Genomic DNA, 19,515 nt, shown 5'->3' on the forward strand with positions numbered 1-19,515 from the left:
TTCAATAAATGATTTGAGAGAGAGGGTCAAACTGCAGCCGAATCATGGGGTGTGGTTTTTACTAGATTGGCTGATTGATCTTGCCTCAAAATTCCGGACCCCAACTTTATGCAGCTAACTGAAACTCATCTGGTGTCTGATATCCCAGAGTAGAGTGTAGTCGCTGACGATTATAAAACTCTTCAATGTAGTCGAATACAAGTAATTGAGTTTCAGCTCTGGTTTTAAATTTCTCCCCATAAAGTAATTCAATTTTCAATGTGTGGTAAAAGCTTTCTATCACTGTATTATCATAACAATTGCCCTTGCCGCTCATTGAGCATATAAAACCATGTTGTTTTAAAAGAGTCTGATAAATATCACTACAGCACTACGATCCCCTGTCTGAATGATGAATCACGCCTTTGGGTGGCTTGCAGCGCTTGATTGCCATCATTAGAGCATCCTCAGTGAGCTGGCTAACCAGCTGCGTCCCCATACTCCAACCAACGATCTTTCTATTGTATAGGTCAATTACAGTCGCCAAATACAGCCATCCTTCATTAGTATGGAGTAGAGTAAGAGTTGAACTATTTCCCTGCATCTTCTCCCCAAACTGCACGTGCACCTCTCAGCGCATGCAGCTTTCCATTTAAGAGCAGCTAAGAGCCGTTGCAACTTTATGATAGTGTGACGTTATCGTATTTCTTTTCTCCTTACGTTTAATATAAGGATTAGACTCTGGGTTACGCCATTTAAATTGATATTTACTACTGGTGACGAATCTCTTTAAGAACACTCGCTCAAAGGAGCCTCGTCTGTTTAGTCCTTCTACCATCCACGTTTTAGCCCGTGCCGCTTTTGGTTTACGAATTCCTTTTGCGGCACATTGCTTGATCGAGGATTTGTATTTAGTTCCTAACCAATGTGCTAGTTTCCAAAATACTACGCGATCAAGTTTGCTATAAACATAGGCTGTGTAATCAGTGTATTGATAGAAGTTAGTCCATCCTACAATCATGTAGTTTAGATTCTTGACTAGTTCAACTTTATTTTCACTATGATTACCCGGTAGCATTTTCGTGATTTTATCTGACAAACCACGATATTTACTCTTAGGTATAGTGGTTACCGGTCTCATGTTACCGTGAGGGCCGCGTTTGCGGATAATACGATCCCCAAGAAAGACAAAACCATCATCTACGTGAGTAATATGCGTTTTATGCATATTAAACGTTAGCTTAAGTTTCCCTTCCAGGAATTCCCTACTTTCCTCACGGATCATTTCTGCATGCTTTTTAGTCCCTTTTACTATCAAGACAAAGTCGTCCGCATATTGGCAATAAGCAACAGCAGGTTTCCATTGCCGATTTTCTTTTATCGTAATAGGGCTCTGTTGTCTTATTCTAAAGTTCCAAGCCCAACGATCCTTTCTGGTCTTTTTATTTAGGTACTTTTCTTCTAGCCATTTATCAAACTCATTTAGCATAATGTTTGATAGAAGTGGCGATAGTACACCGCCCTGCGGTACACCTTCATGCGCAGCACAGAATAAATTCTTCTCTACATGCCCACTCTTGATGAATTTCCATAAGAGTGTTAGTAAACGGTTATCCTTTATCCTTTTGCGTAAGCTCTTCATAAGCAATCTATGGTGAACTGTATCAAAGTAGCTTGATAAATCACCCATCGTCCCGCCTCATTTCCTTCTGCTCCGTCTTGAAGTTGAAGTTTTACGGTGCGAATTGCATGATGCACACTTCTTTCTGGTCTAAAGCCATAGGAAAGTCGATGAAAATCGCTCTCCCAGATAGGTTCTAATGCCATCAGTATTGCGCGCTGCACAATTTCTCTTAGTTCCTTAAAAAAAATGATGCATTCCATCTTTACTCTTGCTTTGCTTACTAAATCCTTTTAGTTTCAAAGACTGGGCGCACTATAGGTGATATCCGATGCCCAAGCTTTATTTAAACAGTGAGGTCTAAACTGTCGGCCTAAAATATTTTCGGCTATAGGTTTATTATGGTGACTGTTGGTAGTTACTTTAAAATGCCTTGCTGCCTTGGGTTTAAGTCCTTCCTGTTTCATAATACGGCTTATTCGTGCCTTACCATGAAAATTGCCTGCTTTACGTAATACCAGTTGAATTCTTGGAACACCATAAGTATTGCGGGACTTCACAAACTGCTCCTTTATGAGCTTACTTAAGTCTTCATTGTCTTGTTTACATTGACTGGGTATTTTCTTAGACCAGGCGTAATAGGCGCTTCTTGATACACCTAAAATGAGGCAAAGGCTTTTGGTGGTGTGGAAAGCCTACTGTTCTTTAATCATCGCGTAGATCGCTGGCTTTCCTTGGCGAAAAACGCTGCTTTTTTTAGTATTTCACGCTCCTCCTCAAGTTCTTAGAAGATAATTAGTTAACACTGTCTTTTGACTTAACCCCATTATCATTATAGTAAAGGCTCAAATTTTATAAAGATTTTCTAAACATCCCTTTTTGAGCCTTCCATGGAGCGCAGCGAAAGACTGGGGACAAGCTTAATTGCTCTGTCCCCTGGGTCCTGGGTTTAAATAAGATATATAACTCAGATTCCAATTCCCATGTTACACGTTAAGAGTAATTATTCCAGAGTAATTCAGCTACAGTACTTTTCGATATTGAGGTCACTCCTGCTGGAGTCCCTGTATAGATAATATCACCTGATTTTAATGGAAAAAACCGGCATCGTCATGCTTTATAACCCTTACCGCTTGCATTCCTATTTGGGATATCAAAGTCCCAATCAGTTTGAAAAACAGACGGTAAGTTTAGAGAAAGTAGCTTAACTGGGATGTATCATTTTGCTTGACCACGTCAAATTTCCATGGCTTGCAACGTTCAAGTTTAGCTATATGAACAAATTTTTGACGTAACCTCTTCCATCCAATTAGGAAGGTTACATTTACTCCTTTGTTGTGTTAGTCTAGCGATAATCCCTTCATCATTCGAAGTAGAGAGAAGGTAATCAATAAAGCGATAACTATTGAATATCTCTGGTAATTCCTCCATAGCTTCATTTAATTTTTTAAGATTGCCTGATTTTAATTCATAAATAAAAGTGGGGAAAGCTAAAGTATAGGATGGCTCTTCTTTTTTTATAGTTAATAAAGCTGAAAAATCAATCGTATGCGCACCATAAAAATTAAACTCCATTGTATCGGTCATATTTATGCCTATTTCCATTAATGTTTTTTCTAACTCATGATCACTTAGTTTGTCTAGCTCGGTATATATTGACTTTTTATAGTAAGAATTTTCAGAGAAATCCAAACACATTAATCGATCAATAAATCTAAAAAAATTAAGTGTTAAAATTTGATGCATATCTTTTGTATTATCGGCTATCAGAAGTGCTTTTGTTATATTAGACAAAGCGTATATCTCTTTGCCTGAGGGGCAATAAAGCACGAGTGAAGAAACTTCATTTGGTTGTCCTCTATAAGTCCCTGTATGTGAAAAGTACAGGTCTAGATTACCAATTTTAACATTCCTTATTTTCTCTGGATCGAATCCTAAATCTCTTTGCTTATAAAACACGCATGGATTATTTGCTGTTACCATTTTTATATCAAATTGTAGTTGAATACCCTGTTTGGCCTGCGGATCAATTGCATTGGCTCCCAGGCAAACAACATTTGCATCGCCGTCTTCAATGTCACTTGGGAACAAGGATGCCGGCCTAAAAGACATATAAAGTTCTAACATGTTGCGCCGTCCATAAAGCCCATCATTAAAAATTGATTCTAGAGCTGATGCAGCTGTTAAATGAGTGACTGTAGAAAATAACTCTACTCTTTTTGCTGCTTCCATAATTCGTTTGGCTAACTTTTCTTCGCATTTAGGTTGATAAGGTTTATTCGCATCTAGCAATATTGTTTTAGCGAATTTCTCACCATCTTCAGAGGTCATTGGCTGATCCGGATTTTGCCATAAATATCTATATCGGTGAGGCAATCGTTGTAAATTATGCTCTTTCCTTATGCCATCTCTAATTCTGCGTTGTACTTTAACAATTTCACCTTCAACATAAGGGAGATCATTTTGGTTCCTTTCCAACAGGTTAACTATTGCTTTTGTTGAGTCTTGCTCTCGTTTAAAGATTTTTTTTGGAAGGTCTTGTCCTTTAAATACGTTCGCCCTTGGCGTAGGTAAATATTTTAAAAACATATTGATTAAGCTTTCATCACTCAATGTATAGAGCCTTCTCATAAACTGTGAATTAGCAATAGCTACTGGTAGCATTGAAGTTCCACGAGCTTTTGCTTGTGGTGTAACCTGTTCCATACATTTCTTTAGTGCTTCTTCAATCGAACTTAATCTTTCTTGTGTCGTAGCAATATCATTCTTATTGCTAATATATTCTTCTATTCTTAGCCATAGCATAAAATAGTCCAGCTCATCACTTGATTTTTCGTCGAAATGATTCCTTAGTGCAGGATGATTTCTAAATTCGGCACTTGAGGTACCTAGGGGCTCATCGTTTATTAGCTGCAACAATACCCCTTTTGTCTCATTATCCAATGTATCAGACTTTTTTAGGTTACTTATTACTTGCTCCTCTATCGGTTTCATAATTTTCTCTCTATTAATCTTTAATATTGCCTCATAATGGCACATGGGTTTTAAGATGAGGATTAGACATCCCCAGGCTTTTTTGAGCACCGAATCCAACGCAAAATAAGAGTTAATGTTATAAATGTGGGTACATGTGACATCTTCACCACAGCTATTTTCATATCAAAAATATGAAATCTTCTTCACAAACAAGTTGAAATGCTAAGAACTTAAACGATGCTGTATAAAATGATAATCAATTAAACTTAATAAACTCTGATGGCTTATGTCGTCTTTACGACAGAACCATTTTATTCGCCGCATGACGTTAACCCAAGCAAATGATGTGGTGATGAATGCCGATATTTGAAAAATATACCTGGCTGATTATGGGATTCATGCGAGCATTGGTGGTCAGAAGTTAGAAACTAAATTCAATTCTATTATGGCAAGGTTCTCAACAAAATACTTTGGGTTTGGTCAAGGAGTATCTGCTTACACGTTGTCCGCAAACTGGCTGCCTTTATGCACAAAGATTATTGGCGCAAATGAGCAGGAAAGCCATTATCTGTTTGATATGCTCAATAGTAATACCAGTGATATTGAAGTTGCGGCGGTTTGTGGGGACATGCACAGTTGACGTGGTCAACCAAATTGTTACACCCCAGTTAAGCAACTTTCATTAAAAAATCACTCTGTTTTTCAAATTGATTTGGGCTTAAATATCCTAAATAAGAATGCAATCTGTGGCTGTTATAGAACATGGTGATGTAATTCAAAATGTCCTGTTGAGCTTCCCATCGAGTTTGATAATTTCGCCATTGAACTCGCTCTTGCTTTAAACGTCCAAAGAAGCTTTCAATAACAACTCGTTGCTAGTTTCATAAATTACAGAAAAGCCTTTAAATACAATTAATTGCCTTCATATTGCAAGGTCTGATTCAGACAATAAAAATAAAGGTGAGGGCATGAGAAAGGCCGGCTACAAAAGGATTCCAACGGAATTAACAGAAAAAGAGTTCAATGAATTTGTCTTTCCTTACCTGAAAATGGGAAACGCGGACCAAGACCGAAAATAGCTCTCTATAAAATATTTAATTACATTTTGTATATCATTCACACAGGATGCCAATGGTATAAATTGCCGATTGAGAAAACAGCAGCGGGTAAACCAGAAATAAGTTACACCCGGGTATTCAAGCACTTTAGGGCTTGGCTGAAAAAGGGTTGTTTTGAACAACTGTTTGAATCATCAGTAGCTCTTCTTGCTCAAAGCAATAAGCTGGATACGAGCGTTCTTCATGGAGACGGAACCACAACCGTTGCTAAAAAAGGGGTGACAACATTGCCTACAGTGGTCACAAACACTTCAAAGGGGATAAAGCCGTTGCCATCTGTGACAGGAACTGTAATGTTATTGCGCCATTTGTCACAGCGCCTGGCAACAAAAGCGAATCACCTATGATAAGGGATGCATTTAACCCATTGAAGAAAATGGCAAAAATGATAGGTGTGTCACTGGATGGCTCTGTAATGAGCCTTGACGGGGTTTATGATTGTAAAGCCAATCGCCAGAATTAACTTGCGCCATTTCTGCAATCCATAACTGGCTCAGGAAATCTCTATTTTTTCCCAGGGGGACAAATTATCCCGAGATGTCGCTCGCCTCGAGTAAAACTAAAATGAATCAAAAGAGAGCTAGCTGATTTATTTAATATCTTTTTAGTTGGGCGACTTTCTAAAAAAACGGACTGCCTAATTATAGGACATGTTTTGTGACAGATCATTGATAATTACTAGCAACGAGTTGCTTAATATACGTTTCATCCATCCTTAAGGAACCTCCCGTGGAACGCTTGTGGCGCTTGCAAAAAGCTTCTTCCAGTTGTGGAGAATATTCAACTACCCAGCGATTAATGGTTGAATGGTCTACCTTCAGGCCACGCTCCAGAGCAAGCTCACATCTTGTTTGAAATGCTTCCATTTGAAACTAAGCATTGCCGAACTCCAAAAAATTTCGAAACTCTAATAGAGTCTCAAATTTTCTGCGACAAAGCCGAGAATTCACGACCTATCTATCGTGTTGGCGATATATCAGGTGCTGGTGCTTGTTCTTCTTTAACTTTACTTAATGTGTTTTTGTATTCGTTAACTTGTCTGGCGCTTGATGCCGCAGAAGTTATCTCTCTTTGAGCCGTATTCTGTACAGTTGCAGATCTATGTCTGACGGAGGAAAAAAATCTGCTGGAGAAACTACTAAAGCCTTGTTGTGGTCCTTGGGCCGAGGGCGTATCCAGGTCAATACCTCGTTCTATTATAACTGTAAGACCAGAAGGGGTTATCTCTGTAGTTGTAGGTCCACGCCTAACGGGAGCTAAGGCTCTGCTGAAGGAACTACTGGGGCTTTGTTGTGGTCCTTGGGCCGAGGGCGTATCCAGGTCAATACCTCGTTCTATTATAACTGTAAGACCAGAAGGGGTTATCTCTGTAGTTGTAGGTCCACGCTTGACGGGAGCTAAGGCTCTGCTGGAAGAGCTACTGGGGCTTTGCTGTGGTCCTTGGGCCGAGGGTATATCCAAGTCAATACCTCGTTCTATTGTAACTCTAAGGCCTGAAGGGACTGTCTCAATAACTGTAGGCCCACGTCTAACGGGAGGTATTGCCGTTGCCGCAGAATCTTGTCTTAATGGAAATTGGTCGGTAAGTTGTGCTTTCTGAGTGTCCGCTAGAGGGCAATTTATATCTAGGATTTTTTCTAAAAGAGTTAGACGTACCGGAGCAGAAACTGTTGGTGCAGCAGCCGTGACAAGTGCGACTTTCATATCATCAGATAGACGGTTTGCTTTAAGTATTTCATCCAGAACTACACTAAACACCTCGGCTTTTCGCTCTTCAGGCAATTGGCTGGAAAGTAGTTTATCAAGAAAAATTTGAATTACCTTATCGCGCTTAGTTGTTATTGCTAATTCTATGATAGACCCATGTCGCTCTGTTTTGGCAAGAATGATTGCTATTTTAACATCATCAGACAAGTTATCATTATTAAGTACCTGATGAAAAAAAACAGAGGTAGTTTCCAGTCGATTTTGAAAGGCAGCTATATGGAATCCTGGGAGGCCGCCAGATCTTGCTAATATTAACGCCGACTTTTCTTCTGTTGTTAAAGGCCCCTTCAAAACAGCATCTATAAAAATCGCCAGCGATTTAGCATGCCCTTCTTGAAAACAAAACCATGCACCAGGAGTACCACCTATGCGGGCCTCCAAAACATCAACTGGTAGACTGGCATTTTCTTGCAAATAATCTTTTAACTGCTCGTTTAGGCCATATCTCAAAAAGGAAAAAAGTTTTTCTTTTTCATCTACATATCTTGTTGTAGTTACTGATTTTTCAGGGTAGCGATTTTTATCGTAAGATATCAGTGTCATATGCCTGGATTCTCTGAAATGGGATCTTGCGTCATTGCAAAAATCACTGAATTCCAAATTACGAAAAATCTCTCTATTCAAGCATAATGCTCGAATATGAGAGGATGTTTCATTAGGATCGTAGAATTTAACAATATAATTTGGCCCATGACGTTTGATAGTTACTGCCATGCTATGCACGCTACTATTTACTAAAAAACTGGTTCTTTCACCATCGCTTAAGTTCTCACTCACATCGTAAAGTGCATTACCAAAAGTGCGGTAATCTGTAAAATAGTAATAGGACCCTGCATACATGAGCTTTTCTGAATCAAAGATATTTCTTCTAAGTGAATCTATATTGCTAATACCGAATTCGCTACTCAACGAATTATGGTAGTTTTTCATATCGTTTTGGACAACGTAGTAAGCCAATTGTCTGCATTCAATTTCCTTATTGTAAATATCTTTCGCTTGCCCATTCAGGTTAAGATTACTTTTACCATTTTTAGACTTATAAATAACATGTTCGCTACCAAGCTTTGTAACTCGTCTCCCCTTACCTAGTAGTTCCATAGCTTTGGCTCGTAACTCACTTGAGGTTTGGGAAGGTGCTACCATGATTATCTCCGTGTTTATCTTTAGTGCAATTTCTTAAAGCACCTCTATATTATTCCCTCTAGGCTTAATAAATTGTTAAAAACACCTTGATAATACAAATGGTGAATATTGAAATTTTTCGCAGTTTCAGTAGGGCTTTGAAAAACCATAAATTTCTAGCAAGGCATCAAGCGTAGGACTTGTCAAAAACCATTTTTTTGTAGAAATTTTAACTTTCTTCTCTGGATACAGAGCGATAAAGGATTCATTGATGTAGGATTTGTCCTTACGGGTAGCCTTAGTATTGAATCTCTAGTTGAGCATTTTGAAAATTTCTTTCGAAAAACTAAAATTCGCAGTTGTTATAAATGGACTACTATTTTCAATTACACGGTTAGACTAATGACCGTTCCTATGATTTCGCAATCATGTATTTCCGGCTTTAAAAATGAAGAAACGTATGTATGGCCTTATATTAATGGAGATATTAAGGGGCTAGCATTAACTCCGATATACAAAACTTTACCAAATGCTTTGGATAGAATCCCTGACGAAAATTTTTATGTAATTATTAGTGCACTTGATCTGATTAGGTTGGGTGGTAAACGCGAAAATAAAATTGCAAAAGAGACCTTGGAAAATATGTATGGAATCAATAAGAATTAAGCAACGTAATGAGGCACTTTACCAGGCAGCGACTCATTTAAAAGATCTTAATGAGCGAGTTTTTTATGTTGGTGGTCGAATCGTTGGGTTATTAATAACGGATTTAATAGAAGATGATGTCAGTCCAACTTATGATATTGATGTTGCCCTAGATTTAGGTGCAACAGATATAGTTGCACATTATTAAGTACAGAAGAAACTAGAGCCTTAGGTTTTAAACGCCATAGAAAAACTTACTTCTCTTGAATCTTGAAAATTTAAGGGGTTTTTGCGGGTTTATTTACCGCCAATAAAAGACAATGAAAGACAACCAAGAGGTAATTCCAAGATCTTTGTTTAGATCATATTTTATATAGTCTCTCGTGGTCTTTATAGCCTTTCATGAAAAGCTATAAAACCATGGTAGCGGGTTCAATTCCCGCTGCCTCCACCACATAACCTATTGATTTAACTATATATTTACCATTTATTCTGGGATTCCGGGTTTAAAATGCATTCATTTAGTCCTAATTAACTATGATCTGAACCACCAAATACAATCAAAGACAATGAAAATCCATGTTTTGACATAGGTTAATTAAAACTATTCCCGCGAATAAATCGTGGGAGCAACACGTAGGCGTTGGGGACCAATTGTCAACACACCCTAATAAAATAGGGAAAGGGAAATATCATTCAAATGTTATGGATAATTTCGACCTTCGTCCATGCTACTAGGGAAATGAACATAATTTCCAAGATACACTGCAAGCCCTAATTAGTCGAAGTCGATGTATTATTGTAGGTGCGGAATGTAAATCTTATCATTCTTTATGAATTGGATTCCCGCCCTCATTATCCATAGCATTTTTTCCTTCTTCATCCTCATCTTTTTCTTTTATAAGAGTAACAGAGGAGGAGTGTTGAGTGGCACAAGTGGGGCATGAAAGATGTTTGGATGGATAAATAAAGTCACATAATTTGGTAAAGAGGCAAAGGATTACGCCGACAGCAAATAAAGCAACAATCGCGAGCGCCTTTCCCGTAGAAATAGTTAGATATGTCGCTATAACTAGCAAGAAAATACCTAATATTTCAAAACGTAGTGTCCAAATACAACTTCCTGTTTTGGAACATTCTATTTTTCTCATGTCATACTCCTAATGCATAATGCTCTTCAAACGCCAAGTTTAGGCATCCCATAAATCCCAGTTTCTTTGTAGGTTAAGCCAAAATTCTATTTCTATATTTAATGCATCCTCCAAGGGTTTAAGAAACTCTTCAAAAAGCATTTCAACTGGGAGAGTAGGAGGCTATTTGTAGATCATCAATTTCTTCAGTTATGATAATCTCTAATACACACATATGGGTATAATCTTGATAAGACCTCTAGTGCTTTGTAAAACCTAAAATTTTTAGGCCCTTTTCAATGTTGTTGATTACATTCGGTTGCGATAACAAGTATTGACCTATATGCTTTGTTAATTGTTCTTGAGCTACACCAAAAGCTTCATTCCATTCGGTCTTCCTAAAATCTCCATGGCCTAAATACACTAAAGCAACTAAGGTTGCTTGATGGTCCGGAGGGAGGGTATTTATTATAGTAAGCATATTTTGGTATTCTGGATCAGATAAAATGTAGCCTGAATCCTTTTCCCTGGTCAATTTAGGATATTTATCTATTTTTTCTTGAAAGTGTTTTATTTGCTCAAGAATAGCTCGTATTTTTTGAGGTTCCATATTAAGCATTCAATTCTCCTATTCATTAATTTAATTATAGTCTATGTTTGGCTTTCTTTAATAAGGCCCTTATTTATGTGAAGTGGTTTAATAGATCTGTACACCCCAGTTAAGAGATAATGTACTTAACTGGGGTGTACAGATCTATTAAACCACTTCATTGTGAACTATCACCCATCAAGAAAGAGTTTTATGCGAATAATCGTCGAGTATCTAATTTAAAAATTAAAAGGGATTTAAATGTTTCTTTAAAATACCCAACTTATAAAGAAGGGCTAGCTCAAATTTGGAGAAATGATTTTGAGCGCAAATAAGCTAATGAAATTACATTGAGGCTAAAAAAGTACAAAGTCATTGCAAGGTTATTAATTCGATAGCATGCAATGGCAATTAAAGACGCAATTTAATGATTTTGAAAAAGAATCTTCCTGCTAATGCTAAACCAGTCTAATCAGAGAAGGGAATGAGAAATCGTTTTTGACTTTGGTGAATCACCTTTATAAAAAGATATTTAAATACTCTTGAAAAAAATATTTTTAACCTAATATTAAATAAACCATTCAACATTATGGAGGTTTTTTCAATTAATTCATCATGTTATGAACTCGAAATAGAAACAAGGTACCTTAATTTTTTGTTATTTTTTAGTTGTTATTAAAAATTGAGAATTAAGAGGATTTAAACTATGACAACCGTTCAAACAATCGTTCGTGGTATTTCAACAACCTCAGGAATCAATTTCCAGATCAATAAGCATTTCAATAAACTTAAAAGATCCTACTGTAAAATAAAGAAATGTAGGGTAAGTATTGAATTAGCAAAAAATAATACACACAAAGATAAACTTTATTGTGTGTGCATTAGTATTACTATTCCTGGGAAACAGCTAATTAGTAAAAAGCAAGAGCCTAATTTATTCATAGCTATTCGAGATGGTTTTTTAGCAATCGAACAAATATTAGAAAAAAATCATAAAAAGAAAGTGTTTTTCAAAAAGAGTTACTCGCATTATCTGCGTGGTACAAATGAGACAATCAATGACTCGAGGCAGTTGATGTAATGTCCAATTGAGGGCGTAGTCATCATCTAGGCAGGGCTAAAAGCCCTTGCCACTAAATTTTCAAAAATTAGAACCCAATTACTATGATAAAGAAAGAGGCTGATATGAAAAAAGAGCTGATTCTAGTTTTATCTTGTGCGCTCATACTCGCAGCAATGATGTCTGTAGTTAATGCTGAAGATAATAAATTTGTGCAAAAAAGCACTCATCAAATTACAGGGCCATTTGATGATCCTGTAATTAATCAATTAAATAAAATACAACAAACTATGGATCATATGATGCAAATGCATTTATCTCAAATCCACAGTAATCAATTGAGCTTAGCTAAGTCGATGAGCACATTGGAAAATACCCAAGAAATTCAAATGGAAGAGCATAATAACAAATTGATTTATAAGATTAAAAAAGAGCAAGGAACTGATAGCAAAGTGAATGTTTCTATTAAAGAGGGGCTGTTAATTATAAACACTCATACAAGTCAGAAAACTGTCAGTAATGAGGGTAAGAATAAAAACATCAGTTTTTCGCAAAGTAACTACAGTCAGTCTTTCCCTTTTCCTGATGATTATGATTCAAACTCAATGGATCTAAAAGATAATGATTCAAACCTAATTATTACCTTTAAAAAGAAGGGATAAATTTTTTTAAACTGGGAATTATTTTTATTATCAGTAATTAGAGGAGCAAAGGCATAAAATTAATTTGATCCTCTTGAATTTTGGAAAATGAACTCCATTTTTAGGTTTGTTGAAATCTGATTTTCGAGTCATAAAAGTCAGTTGGTTTTTACGAGCAAGATATTTGCTTAATTAAATTTAAGGCAAAGCCCTATATTAAAAATCACTAAGGAGATGCTATGAGTAATTTACGAAAACCATACCCCATCATTCGTGATATGAGTAGTTTACTGGAGCATTTTTTTAATCCTCAGTCACAGGAGGATGCTTCACTAATTGAAACTGGAACTTGGGTGCCTCTTGTGGATATCAAAGAAGAAAAAGATCGCTTCCTAGTTATTGCTGATATCCCTGGCGTTAAAAAAGAAGATTTTGATATTTCTTTAGAGCAACATGTTCTGACATTAAAAGGATTTCGATATTTTGATAAAACAGATCAGCAAAATGGCTATACGAGAAAAGAGCGGGTTCAAGGGCAGTTTTATCGTCGCTTTAGCCTTCCTCAAACAGCCGATGATGCAAAAATTACTGCGCGATATGCGCATGGAGTATTAGAAATCTCGATTCCCAAAAAAGATGCACTAGCTCAGAAAAAAATAGAAATTTCTGTGGAATAGAGATAATAACCACTTGTCTGAAATGAGCTGATTTTAGAGCCTAGGCTCCAAAATCGGTTCATTGAATTTATTAAAAAGAAGATTTTTAATTCTATACATTTAAATTATTATGAGCCTAAATTATAGTTTGACAAACCAGCCTGAATACCAGAGTTTTTTCAAAAGCGCCTTGGCATTAAAAGGTTCAGTCACCCCAAAAGTAATGAAAAGAGTTTGTTTGATAGTTCTTTATACTAGTCTTGTATTTTATTTATGCTACTTTTTTCCATCAGCCATTCTACCTATAGGCCCGTTCGAATATGGAGGATTAGTTTTAGGCTTAGTCCTTGTTTTTAGAGTAAATGCTGGTTATGACCGGTGGTGGGAAGCAAGAAAACTATGGGGGAATGTGGTTAATCAAAGCAGGAATTTGGCGATTATTTTAGTTAATTGCACAAGTAAAGAATCGCAGGATTGGATAGTTAAAGTGACCAATATGATTTCTGCTTTGCCCTATCTGATGAAAGATAGTTTAAGAGAACATACAAACATTCAATATCTTTTACATCTTATTGATATGGATAGTATTCAGCAATTAAACAAAGTAAAAAATCGTCCGCTTATGTTAGCTACAATGATTTCACGTGAGTTGCAAGTTGCGCGGGCTAGTCATGGTCTTGACTCCTTTGCATTTCACCATGCGCAAACGCAAATACAGCACATTATTGATGCTCAGGGTGCATGTGAACGAATTCTAAAAACACCAATGCCCTTTGTTATGGCTATAAAATCAAGACGCTTTATTTTATTTTTTTTATTAATGCTACCCTTTGCTTTAGCAAACGTTGCTTTGTTTTTCAGTCCCTTATTAATTGCTGGGATCGTTTCTTATGCACTTTTTTCCCTGGACCAGATTGGTTTTGAATTACAAAATCCATTTTCTGAAAATAACTTAAGCCATTTACCTTTGGATAGTATTTGTCAAACCATTGGTAGCAACATTAAGGAAATTCGCGATAACAGGTTGTTTTTAGATCCTTTGCCCAAGCTATCAGAATTTAATGAAATCTACCCTATTCAAAGAACCCTAGAGCCGTTATTTTATAAAGCTGGGTTAGATTAATTAATCGATTACTGTGTAGTTACTTTCAGAAAAACCTCTAATCTATTTGTAACTACCCTTGAATCCCCAACTTTGATATCGAAAATATTATTTGCCAAATGAAAACCAGATTGGCTTATGAATATCAAGAGCATCGACTGGTTTAAGGTAGGTGTTTCATTTATCTACTTGAAATAAAGACGATAGGTTTTGCTATTAACAAGCCTTGAATGAAATTGGCTACGTTCTGGCGCAAGAGCTCATCTGAGGGTATTGATAAAATAGAGGGAGAGTCTGATGGTTGATAGTGAAGCATTATCATCTTAACTAGACTATATTTTATATTATTATCAAATTTGTCGCGAAATGAAAAGCAAAGTTGAACCTGTGATAGCTCTAAAGGAAGCTGGAATTGCTGATGCAGTTAGAGCAATGAACCTCTTAGATAAGCTTGAGCTTGGCAAAAAATGGAGCAGAGTCAAAGGGCAAGGATGGAGTTTACGATGCCCCGTTAAACCAGAAGAAGCCCTTGCCTATATTGATCAGATAGAAAAAGCATTTGGTGATTACAATCTTTCAATAGAACGCGGTGAGGTGAATCCAGATGGGACCATTAATTTAATAATTCCAACTCAAATCACCTATGCTATAGGAGCACAGACTCCCAGTCTTGTTGTCGATAGAAATTGGTTTATAAGTCGATTAGAAACTGAATTAAAAAAAGCCATTCGAACTTATGATCTTGATCGCATTAAGCAGCTAATTAGTCATCCAGAAGTGGATGTTGGTAAGGTGGATGACGAGGGCAATACCTTACTTAATTATGCTATTACATCAGGCGATCCTGAAATAATCACGCTCATAAAAAGCCGTCAGGATCCACTCAATCAAGAGGATTTGGATCTTCCGGTTAACTGGTCATGGCAAGGGCATCTTATAAGCCGTGCCTCAGCTTTAGGCGAATGCGCTTTATTAATGCGCTCAGAAGAACCACAACAATCCTCTTTTAAAAAAATTTCCGCTGAATTAGAGGGAAAAGATGGTGTTATTTTATTTAATCACGAACTTTATTATGTTGATCAAAAGAAGGAAACCATTCAAAAAATTCAGAAAACCACTGAAAATAGTGAAAAATATACTGCTTTAATTGCAACGATATCAGCTACCTCTGGCTCATTGACAGTAGCAGACAGTGCAACCCTTCAAATAAGTGCTTCTTTAATAGGTAAAACTCCAGGCGGATATGAGGGGAGAGTCTCTGAGAGAGGCGTATGTTTTGGCATATCACATATGGCTATGCAAGCTTTTATGGCAAATGACTATGACAATTTTTATCGCCGTATGCAGTTAATTTCTGCTCTTCCAGTAGAGAGTTTCAATGAAAAAATAACTGGTTTAGAGGCTAAAAGAAGTACATTAACCAGTCAATCACGGATAGATTATAAGCAATTAAGTGAAGAGGAAAAAACGGCTCTTAAAAACGAAAATAAGGAAACAATTGAACGCATCAGAAAAGAAGTCAATCAGTGGAAACATAGAAACGGGAAATCAGAGGTTGAAGCAGAAAATTACCTAGCAGAAAAAACAGGTAATTTTCTTTTCTCAGCTTTTCTTGAAAAGAAAATACAAGAGAACTTTTCTAAAGATGAGTTACTGCTGCTTGATACTCGAACCTTATTTGAAGGAATCGCCCTCTACTTTGCCCCTCAAGAAGAGGCTCAACTATTTGACAAAAGAACAACACAAGATGTCTTAGCTACCGCACCTATTGTCCAATCACAAATAATGGAAGAACAAGGAGGCGTGGTTAAACTTGCTGCTTTTTGCGGAGCCTATGATAATCAAAAAATAAACAGCTATTTTGCAGGATTGCAGGAAGCTATCAACAACACAAAACCACCTCTTGAAAAGAACCTTACGCTTTCCTTGGGTAGCTCCAACCATAGCATAGTAGTTAGCTTTGATCCCAAGAAACAAAAATGGTTTTTGGTTGACCCGAATGGAATAGCTAAAGCCTTTAGCGCAGAAAATGTTGTCAAGGCGTTGTCAGACAACGGAATTGCGGTTTTTAGTACAGAAGTGTTTTCTACCCAATCAGGTAGTGAGGCATTAATACCGATTGTTGAGAATTGGATGCAAGGAGAGCAATGGAAAGTAGCGCATCAAATAGATAATAACACACCTCTTATAATGGATAGCGATGGCGTCAATTTAATCCTCATGCTAATTAAATCTAATCAAATAGAAACGCTGAAGGAATTACTGCAAAAAGCCGTTGATCCAAATAAACCTTTGCTCCAGGGAAAGACACCGCTGCATTATGCTATCGCTATGAATAAAAACCCAGAAATTATAAAAATACTTCTGGATGATCCGCGGATTGATCCTAATGTAAAAGGGCCGGGTGGAAATACGCCTCTCTATGATGCTATTACGAATAATAACCCGAAGGTTATAAAAATGCTCTTGGATGATCCAAGGGTTGATCCTAATGTGAAATCTGCTGATGGATATATACCACTATACGATGCCATTTTTATAAATAAAAATCCGGAAGTTATAAAACTGGTTTTGGATAATCCAAGGGTTGATCCTAATATTAAATCTCCGGATGGAGATACAGTACTCTACGAAGCTATTTTCTTAAATAGAGATCCAGAAATTATAAAAATGCTTTTAGAAAACCCAAGGATTGATCTTAATAATGAGGATGGTCAGAAAACATGGCAGTATGCTGTTGATAATAATATGGCTCCCCAAATTATTACAATGATGGATAAACTTCGCCAAAAACAGGATGAGAATATACAAAAATCGGGGAGAACAACAACTATAGAATTTAATGATGATCAACTAGAAGAGAGCAAAGAAGAAACAGAAGCTTTGGTTCAAGAGACTAGCCAAATACAACAAAATGAAAAAATAAATTTTAATTTGAACATTGCAAACTTTGCGTCCAAGAAGCCCCTTTCAGACGATAATGACCAACGCTCTGTGTCAGTGAGTCAAAACTATTCCACCCTTAAAGAGGATGTTTTATATTATCCTTATAGCATGGATGACCACTCTAAACTTCATTTTCAACAAAGTGAAACAATAAATTTTAGTTCTAATATTCTAAGTTTTGCCCCTAAGAGGTCTCTTTTAGTTGACCCGCAGACTGTTTCAATGAGTCAAAGCTATTCCATGCCCAAAGTTGAGGATTTATATTATACCGATGGCAAAGATGACCATTCCAGACATCATTTTCAACAAAATGAAGAAACGAATTTTAGTTTGAATATTGCAAATTTTGCCCCGAAGAAGCCTCTTCTAGATTCTAATGACCTGCAGCCAGTTTCAGCGAGCCCAAAATTTTTCTCCCTCAAAGATATGGATTCATATTATCCCTACGGTAAAGATGGCCATTCCAGACTTCATTTAGCCCCAGCTAAAAGTAATGATCCGAAGTATGAGCATTTGAAAGGTGATGTATTGAAAAGAAAAATTTTACTTGATTTTAAACATAAACTTGAAAGTTGTAGTAATGAAGACGATTTAAGGGCTGTAATCTCAGAAATAAAAGGCAGCAAGGAATATGCAATTTTAGATAAAGCGCAGACTTGGCAAGCACCAACTCCAGATGCAAAGAACGCTTTAGAGAACATGATTGCCGATTCTGAGCTAGAACTAGGTATTAGCCTTGAAGATAATAGCACACCGTCTATGTAACAAATTTTAGAAAACCTTGGTTATAGGTGACTGTGCTCTATCAAAATCATTGTGTCTTTTTTGTCAGCTAGTACAATATGTGAACCTCCCTCCATTTACCGGACACCTTGTTTAATGGGTATAATCCCAGAAACTAGGAGTAATGATGAGCAACAATAACTACACAAAAGAATTTAAAATAAAAGCAGTAGAGCTTCTTGAGCAAGGAAATAAGTCAGTAAGGCAAGTAGCTAAGGAACTGGGGGTTGCTGAAAACAATCTATATAACTGGCGAAAACAGTTACATAAGAAACAAGAAAATGCGTTCCCTAATCAGCCCAAGCATGATGAGAAAGAACTAGAGTTGAGACGCCTGAAAGCACGTATTGCTGAGCTAGAGGAGGAGCGTGAAATACTAAAAAAAGCAGCCGCGTTTTTCGCCAAGGAAAGCCAGCGATCTACGCGATGATTAAAGAACAGTCGGTTTTCCACACCACCAAACGCCTTTGCCTCATTTTAGGTGTATCAAGGCGCCTATTATGCCTGGTCTAAGAAAATACCAAGCCAACGTAAACAAGAAGCCTAAAATATTTTAGGCAGACAGTTTAGACCCCTCTGTTTAAATAAAGCCTGGGCATCTGATATCACATATATCCAAACCAATGAAGGATGGCTGTATTTAGCGACTGTAATTGATTTATACAATAGAAAGATCGTTGGTTGGGCTATGGGGACGCGGCTGGTTAGCCAACTCATTGAGGATGCTCTAATTATGGCAATCACGCGCAGCAAACCACCCAAGGGTGTGATTCATCATTCAGACAGGGGGGCGTAGTGATACCTATCAAACTCTTTTGAAACAACATGGCCTTATCAGCTCGATGAGCGGTAAGGGCAATTGCTACGATAATGAGGTGATGGAAAGCTTCTATCACACCTTGAAAACTGAATTGCTTTATGGGGAGATATTTAAAACCAGAGCAGAAACTCAATTACTTGTATTCGATTACATTGAGGTGTTTTATAATCGGCAGCGACTACATTCTACTCTGGGATATCAGACACCGGATGAATTTCAGTTAGCAGCATAAAGTTGGTGTCCGGACAGATAAACCCACTGCCCCTTTATTCTTATGTAAGTCTCGTCCATACGCCAGGAAGTTCCTACAGGACGCTTGTGTCGTTTACGAAATATTTCTTCCAGCTGAGGGGCATATTCAATTACCCAGCGATTAATAGTGGAATGATCTACTTTCAGGCGGCGTTCCAGTACCAACTCTTCAACATCACGGTAACTCAACGCATAGGCAAGGTACCATCTCACCAGCATCAAAATAATATCCTGTTTAAAATGTTTCCACTTAAATTTGAGCATTGGCTGAGACACCTGAAAAACAAGAGACTCTATCAAAATCAAAA

At 37.1% G+C, this 19,515-nt stretch carries 15 protein-coding genes and 5 pseudogenes; 10 read left to right on the forward strand and 10 right to left on the reverse strand.

Annotated elements, in window-relative coordinates; all coding sequences use genetic code 11:
• Positions 1-106: 106 nt before the first annotated feature.
• The 4 genes and pseudogenes from BN1094_RS20260 to BN1094_RS03095 form a co-directional block, all read right to left on the reverse strand.
• Positions 107-562: pseudogene (locus tag BN1094_RS20260) on the reverse strand (IS3 family transposase); the annotation flags it as partial.
• A 69-nt stretch (positions 563-631) separates the two neighbouring features.
• Positions 632-1,669, reverse strand: a complete 1,038-nt coding sequence (locus BN1094_RS03085; RefSeq protein WP_342666457.1) for a reverse transcriptase domain-containing protein — start codon at positions 1,667-1,669, stop codon at positions 632-634.
• Positions 1,670-1,899: 230 nt separating this feature from the next.
• A complete protein-coding gene (locus tag BN1094_RS03090) occupies positions 1,900-2,265 on the reverse strand; it encodes an IS3 family transposase (RefSeq protein ID WP_081934957.1) in 366 nt (121 codons plus the stop codon).
• Between the two features lie 601 nt (positions 2,266-2,866).
• Positions 2,867-4,594 (reverse strand): hypothetical protein, encoded by a 1,728-nt coding sequence (locus BN1094_RS03095; RefSeq protein ID WP_043872914.1) that lies wholly within the window; start codon positions 4,592-4,594, stop codon positions 2,867-2,869.
• Positions 4,595-4,970: 376 nt separating this feature from the next.
• Between BN1094_RS03095 and BN1094_RS20265 the strand changes: the two genes are divergently transcribed.
• On the forward strand, positions 4,971-5,216 hold the full coding sequence (locus BN1094_RS20265; RefSeq protein WP_425411906.1) for a Tn3 family transposase: 246 nt from the start codon (positions 4,971-4,973) through the stop codon (positions 5,214-5,216).
• A 28-nt stretch (positions 5,217-5,244) separates the two neighbouring features.
• Here the strand turns inward: BN1094_RS20265 and BN1094_RS19160 are convergent.
• Positions 5,245-5,442 (reverse strand): annotated as a pseudogene (locus BN1094_RS19160) (IS3 family transposase); the annotation flags it as partial.
• Positions 5,443-5,603: 161 nt separating this feature from the next.
• Here BN1094_RS19160 and BN1094_RS03100 point away from each other — a divergent pair.
• Positions 5,604-6,041 (forward strand): transposase, encoded by a 438-nt coding sequence (locus BN1094_RS03100; protein ID WP_218054609.1) that lies wholly within the window; start codon positions 5,604-5,606, stop codon positions 6,039-6,041.
• A 345-nt stretch (positions 6,042-6,386) separates the two neighbouring features.
• Here BN1094_RS03100 and BN1094_RS20040 read toward each other — a convergent pair.
• Both BN1094_RS20040 and BN1094_RS03110 read right to left on the reverse strand, forming a co-directional pair.
• Positions 6,387-6,536, reverse strand: a pseudogene (locus BN1094_RS20040) (IS6 family transposase); the annotation flags it as partial.
• A gap of 115 nt (positions 6,537-6,651) precedes the next feature.
• The gene (locus BN1094_RS03110) at positions 6,652-8,604 is read right to left on the reverse strand and encodes a ShET2/EspL2 family type III secretion system effector toxin (protein ID WP_043872915.1); all 1,953 of its coding nucleotides are present in this window, start codon (positions 8,602-8,604) and stop codon (positions 6,652-6,654) included.
• Between the two features lie 381 nt (positions 8,605-8,985).
• On the opposite strand from BN1094_RS03110, the gene BN1094_RS03115 reads away from it, so the two are divergent.
• Both BN1094_RS03115 and BN1094_RS03120 read left to right on the forward strand, forming a co-directional pair.
• On the forward strand, positions 8,986-9,249 hold the full coding sequence (locus BN1094_RS03115; RefSeq protein ID WP_245614146.1) for a hypothetical protein: 264 nt from the start codon (positions 8,986-8,988) through the stop codon (positions 9,247-9,249).
• Positions 9,230-9,436: a hypothetical protein gene (locus BN1094_RS03120; RefSeq protein WP_043872916.1), complete on the forward strand. Its 207-nt coding sequence runs from the start codon at positions 9,230-9,232 to the stop codon at positions 9,434-9,436. Before BN1094_RS03115 ends, BN1094_RS03120 begins: the two co-directional genes overlap by 20 nt.
• Positions 9,437-10,052: 616 nt before the next feature.
• Here BN1094_RS03120 and BN1094_RS03125 read toward each other — a convergent pair.
• Positions 10,053-10,379 (reverse strand): hypothetical protein, encoded by a 327-nt coding sequence (locus tag BN1094_RS03125; protein ID WP_043872917.1) that lies wholly within the window; start codon positions 10,377-10,379, stop codon positions 10,053-10,055.
• A gap of 238 nt (positions 10,380-10,617) precedes the next feature.
• Positions 10,618-10,977 carry a DUF3775 domain-containing protein gene (locus tag BN1094_RS03130; RefSeq protein WP_043872918.1) on the reverse strand — a complete coding sequence of 120 codons (360 nt, stop codon included), beginning with the start codon at positions 10,975-10,977 and terminating at the stop codon, positions 10,618-10,620.
• A gap of 676 nt (positions 10,978-11,653) precedes the next feature.
• Between BN1094_RS03130 and BN1094_RS03140 the strand changes: the two genes are divergently transcribed.
• From BN1094_RS03140 to BN1094_RS19165, 6 genes and pseudogenes are all read left to right on the forward strand, one after another.
• Positions 11,654-12,028, forward strand: coding sequence for an HPF/RaiA family ribosome-associated protein (locus BN1094_RS03140; protein WP_043872920.1), 375 nt, complete (start codon positions 11,654-11,656; stop codon positions 12,026-12,028).
• Positions 12,029-12,132: 104 nt separating this feature from the next.
• Positions 12,133-12,669, forward strand: a complete 537-nt coding sequence (locus BN1094_RS03145) for an Hsp20/alpha crystallin family protein (protein WP_043872921.1) — start codon at positions 12,133-12,135, stop codon at positions 12,667-12,669.
• Between the two features lie 218 nt (positions 12,670-12,887).
• Positions 12,888-13,325, forward strand: coding sequence for an Hsp20/alpha crystallin family protein (locus tag BN1094_RS03150; protein WP_052403106.1), 438 nt, complete (start codon positions 12,888-12,890; stop codon positions 13,323-13,325).
• 109 nt (positions 13,326-13,434) lie between these two features.
• Complete coding sequence (locus BN1094_RS03155) at positions 13,435-14,427, forward strand: bestrophin family protein (RefSeq protein WP_081934965.1); 993 nt, start codon at positions 13,435-13,437, stop codon at positions 14,425-14,427.
• A gap of 345 nt (positions 14,428-14,772) precedes the next feature.
• The gene (locus BN1094_RS18695; RefSeq protein WP_052403107.1) at positions 14,773-18,117 is read left to right on the forward strand and encodes an ankyrin repeat domain-containing protein; all 3,345 of its coding nucleotides are present in this window, start codon (positions 14,773-14,775) and stop codon (positions 18,115-18,117) included.
• Positions 18,118-18,262: 145 nt separating this feature from the next.
• Positions 18,263-19,187, forward strand: a pseudogene (locus tag BN1094_RS19165) (IS3 family transposase).
• Between the two features lie 17 nt (positions 19,188-19,204).
• On the opposite strand, the pseudogene BN1094_RS03175 reads toward BN1094_RS19165, so the two are convergent.
• A pseudogene (locus BN1094_RS03175) lies at positions 19,205-19,471 on the reverse strand (IS6 family transposase); the annotation flags it as partial.
• Positions 19,472-19,515: the final 44 nt, after the last annotated feature.

This window comes from Legionella massiliensis, assembly GCF_000756815.1.
GTDB classification, from domain to species: domain Bacteria; phylum Pseudomonadota; class Gammaproteobacteria; order Legionellales; family Legionellaceae; genus Tatlockia; species Tatlockia massiliensis.